Consider the following 687-nt stretch of genomic DNA (forward strand, 5'->3'; position numbering starts at 1 on the left):
CCGCCAAGGTTTTGTGTGGTTTCGAGGCGATACACAATGTCACCGACCAATGGATGGTCGGTGTTGTTTTGCTCTTCTTTAACGACTGGCAATTCAAAACGGGTCGTGACCCAGGCGTAATCTTCTTCACCATGATGATTGTCACGAGCTGCCACGGCTAAGTAAGTGGTTTGGTCGATTTCTTCTGGCGCACCTTGTACCACGATTTGGCCTTGGTTGAGCACCTGAAGCCCATTGGCGTTTTCTAACCAGATCCGAGTTGTGAGCAGGTCACCATCGGGGTCTTCAAACAATTGGTTCAGACTTAACGAATTGCTGATCGGCTTGTTCTGCGTCAGTTCCCAACCATAAATGATGGTTTGCAGTTGCTGTTCGACCGATAGATTGATGATGGGTTTGCTGTTGTTCGCCGCATCAACCTTGGGTTGTGGTGTCACCGCCGTCAGATCGTAAGGGTAGTAACCATCAAGCGTATCGAAAGGGTTCTCGGCGACGTTTTGTTGATCGAATGGCGTCGCATTAAGCACTGCATCTAAATCGAGAGAGCTCGAGCCATCCAACGCCGATGTTGTGAGCGCCTGCTTCACCTCAATTAACGACGTACGTTCACCATAGTGATGTTGGCTTTTTCTTTTATCGACAGGAGCGCTGTTTAAAGAGCTGGCCGCAGACGCCATGCTGCTCTCG

1 pseudogene is annotated in these 687 nt (G+C 49.9%); it reads right to left on the reverse strand.

What is annotated here, in order from left to right:
* Window positions 1-687 (reverse strand): annotated as a pseudogene (locus R7Z49_RS25255) (hypothetical protein); the annotation flags it as partial.

This window comes from Vibrio sp. 1562, assembly GCF_033340155.1.
GTDB classification, from domain to species: domain Bacteria; phylum Pseudomonadota; class Gammaproteobacteria; order Enterobacterales; family Vibrionaceae; genus Vibrio; species Vibrio alginolyticus.